3 protein-coding genes are annotated in these 3,504 nt (G+C 71.4%); 2 read left to right on the top strand and 1 reads right to left on the bottom strand.

All coding sequences use genetic code 11. The annotated features are described in order from the left end of the window. Positions 1-1,147 (top strand): fatty acid--CoA ligase family protein (locus tag H0U68_RS12080; protein ID WP_296355874.1); only part of this gene is annotated, 1,147 nt, incomplete at its 5' end. On the opposite strand, the gene H0U68_RS12075 is transcribed toward H0U68_RS12080, so the two are convergent. Then, complete coding sequence (locus tag H0U68_RS12075) at positions 1,144-2,523, bottom strand: MFS transporter (RefSeq protein ID WP_296355872.1); 1,380 nt, start codon at positions 2,521-2,523, stop codon at positions 1,144-1,146. The genes H0U68_RS12080 and H0U68_RS12075 overlap by 4 nt on opposite strands. A gap of 31 nt (positions 2,524-2,554) precedes the next feature. On the opposite strand from H0U68_RS12075, the gene H0U68_RS12070 reads away from it, so the two are divergent. Further along, the gene (locus H0U68_RS12070) at positions 2,555-3,415 is read left to right on the top strand and encodes a M48 family metallopeptidase (RefSeq protein ID WP_296355869.1); all 861 of its coding nucleotides are present in this window, start codon (positions 2,555-2,557) and stop codon (positions 3,413-3,415) included. Positions 3,416-3,504: the final 89 nt, after the last annotated feature.

Raw genomic sequence — 3,504 nt, 5'->3', positions numbered from 1 at the left:
GGCAGAGGCCGCGCGCGCGCTCGCCGTGCGCACCGCGATGGCCGCGCACGCGGTGCAGGAGCTGCAGCGCGCCGTGCCGGAAGCGCTGCAAGCGCCGCGCCACGCGGATGCGGCGTTGCCCGTGCTGCTGGTCTACACCTCGGGCACCACCGGCGGCCCCAAGGCGGCGGTGCACACCCAGGAGAACCTGCTGGCCGGCATGCGCATCGGGGCCCAGGCGCAAGGCATGCACCCGGGCGACCGCATCCTGACCGTGCTGCCGATGTTCCACGTCGGCGGCCTGTGCATCCAGACCCTGCCGGCGCTGGGCGCGGGCGCCGAAGTGATCCTGCATCCGCGCTTCGACGCCGCGCGCACGCTGGCCGACATCCGCGCGCTGCGGCCGACGCTCACGCTGCAGGTGCCGCCCACCATGAAGGCGCTGGCCGAGCATGCCGACTGGGCCGGCACCGACCTGTCCTGCCTGCGCGCGATGTGGGCCGGCTCCAGCGTGCTGCCCCGGGCACTGGTCGAGGTGTTCCATGCGCGCGGCGTCCCGGTGTGCGACGTCTATGGCGCCACGGAAACCGGGCCGTTTTCCATCGCGCTGCCGCCGGTGCAGGCCTTCGGCCACGTGGGGTCTTGCGGCTGGCCGGCGCCGCAGGTCGAGGTGCTGCTGGATGGCGCGGAGCCGGGGAACGGCGAAGTGGGCGAGGTGTGGGTGCGCGCGCCGAACGTGGCGCTGCACTACTGGCCCGACGTGCCCGCCTGCGACGCCCAGGGCTGGTTCCACACCGGCGACCTGGCGCGCCGCGGCGCCGACGGCAGCTACGCCATCGTCGGGCGCATCAAGGATTTGATCATCTCGGGCGGCGAGAACATCCATCCGGCCGAGATCGAGAACGCGCTGGCGGAGCATCCCGCCGTCGCCGAGTGCGCGGCCTTCGGCCTGCCCGATGCGCAGTGGGGTGAAGTGGTCGCCGTGGCGGTGGTGCTGCGGCCCGGTGCGCAGGCGGACGACGCCGCGCTCGGCGCGTTCCTGGCGCAACGCCTCGCGCGCTACAAGCTGCCGCGGCGCTGGCTTCGGATGGAGGCCCTGCCGAAAACGGCGCTCGGCAAGGTGCAGCGCAAGGACCTGCGGCACCTGCTCGCCGGAACCGGCGGCTAGCCCGCCTGCGCCGCTTCCTTGCGCAACTGCATGCGCCACAGCAGCACGAACAGCAGCAGCGGCGGAATGGCGGTCAGCGCCGTGGCGAGGAAGGCGGTCGCGTAGGCGCCCAGCAAGCCATAGGTGGGCGTGAGCGAATCGACCGCCACGCCCGAAAAGCCCTTGGCGAATTTGCCGAGGACGGCGTAGGTGGACGACAGCATCGCGTACTGCGTGGCGGTGTAGCCCAGGCTGGTGAGGCTGGACATGTAGGTCACCAGGGCCACGCCGGCGAACGCCTGGGCGAAGGAGTCCAGCGTCATCACCGCGGCGAAGGTCGCCGTGTCCACGTGCAGGGCCAGGATCGCGAAGGCCGCCGTGCCGATGCCTTCCAGCACCAGCCCGACGATCAGCGTGGGCAGCAGCCCGATGCGGATGGCGCTCAGGCCGGCCGCGGCCAGGCCGACGAAGGTGGCAACCAGGCCGAACGAGCCGCGCACCAGCGCGACCGCGTCCTTGCTGATGCCCAGGTCGTGGTAGTAGGGGTTGTACATCGGCCCCATCACGAAGTCCGGCAGCCGGTACAGCGCCACCGCCAGCAGCATCACCAGGCCGGTGGCCTTGTGCTTGGCGAAGAAGTCCACGAACGGGCCGATGACCGCGTCGCGCAGGCCGCGCAGCGACAGCAGCGGCGCCTTGGTGTGCAGCACCCGCTCGGCCTGCAGCGGCTCGAAGGCGAAGAAGGTGGCGACGATGCCGACGCCCATCAGCACCGCCATGGCCACGTAGGAAATCGGCCAGCCGACGCGCTCGGCCGCGGCGATGATCGCCGCGTCCGTCACCAGCAGCGCGATGCGGTAGCCGAGCTGCGCCGCCGACGTCATCAGCCCGACCTCCTGCGGGCCGGAGGCGGCCTCGATGCGCCAGGCGTCGATGGCGATGTCCTGGGTGGCCGAAGCGAACGCCACCAGCAGCGCGAACGCGCCGATGGCCACCAGCCCGGCGGACGTGCCGACGGCGGCCATGCCCACCAGCCCCAGCGCGACCATGATCTGGCACAGCAGCATCCAGCCGCGCCGGCGGCCCAGGCGGCCCAGCAGCGGCAGGTCCACGCTGTCCACCAGCGGCGACCAGTACACCTTGAAGGCGTAGGCGAAGCCGACCCACGAGATGAAGCCGATGGCCTTCAGGCTGGTGCCCTCGTCGCGCAGCCAGTAGCCGAAGGTGTTGGCCGTCAGCAGGAAGGGCAGGCCGGAGGAAAACCCCAGCGCCAGCATCACGGCGACCTTGGGCTGCCGCAGCTCGCGCAGCACCTCCATGGCGGAGCGCTTGCGGCGCGGGACGTCGGCGCCGGATGAAGGCGGGCTCTGGTTGGGATTGGGGGCTGGGTCTGACATGGTGCGGAAGGTTGCTCGGTATTATTCCCTCATGTGCCAGCTGTGCTACGCCCCTTCGTCCTCTTCTTCTTCCGCCTCTTCTCCCCGGCCGTGGGCCGCGCGGCGCGCTTTCCTGCTCGCCGCGGGCGCTGCGGCCACGGCGCCGGTGCTGGCGCAGGTGAACGTGGGCGAGGCCTCGCGCATGCGCAGCCTGGTGCCGGCGGACAAGCTGGAAACGGCGGCAGCCCAGCAGTACAGCCAGCTGCTGCAGCAGGCGCAGGCGCAAAAGGCGCTGGCGCCCGAAAGCAGCCCGCAGCTGCAGCGCATCCGTGGCATCGCCTCGCGGCTGATCCCGCAGGCGGCGCGCTGGAACGACCGCGCCAAGGCTTGGCGCTGGGAGGTCAACCTCATCGGCAGCAAATCGGTCAACGCCTTCTGCATGCCCGGCGGCAAGATCGCCATCTTCTCCGGGCTGGTGGCGGCCATCACGCCAAGCGACGACGAACTCGCCATGGTGATGGGCCACGAGATGGCGCACGCGCTGCGCGAACACGCCCGCGCCCGCATCGCCAAGAGCCAGGGCACCGGCGCGCTGCTGTCGCTGGGTGCGCAGTTATTCGGTCTCGGCCAGCTGGGCGACGTGGCGGCCAACGTCGGCACCCAGCTCATCACCCTGAAATTCAGCCGCGACGACGAGATCGAGGCCGACCTGGTCGGCCTGGAGCTGGCCGCGCGCGGCGGCTTCAACCCCGAGGCCTCGGTGTCGCTGTGGCAGAAGATGGCCAAGGCCGGCGGCGGCAGCAGCGGCGGCTTCTTGTCCACCCACCCGGCCGGCCCGGAACGCATGCACCGCCTGCAGGAGAATATTCCCCGCGTGCGCGGGCTGTACCGCGAAGCGGTGGCGCGCCGCTGAGCTGGGTACAGTTGCGCTCCATGCGCTTCCTGTTCATCCATCAGAATTTCCCCGGCCAGTTCACCTTCGTCGCGCGCGCCCTGGCGGCG

Origin of the sequence: Ramlibacter sp. (genome assembly GCF_013697775.1) — a bacterium.
GTDB lineage: Bacteria > Pseudomonadota > Gammaproteobacteria > Burkholderiales > Burkholderiaceae_C > Ramlibacter.
The sequence above is the reverse complement of the archived record's forward strand: the minus strand, read 5'-3'. Positions and strand labels throughout refer to the sequence as shown.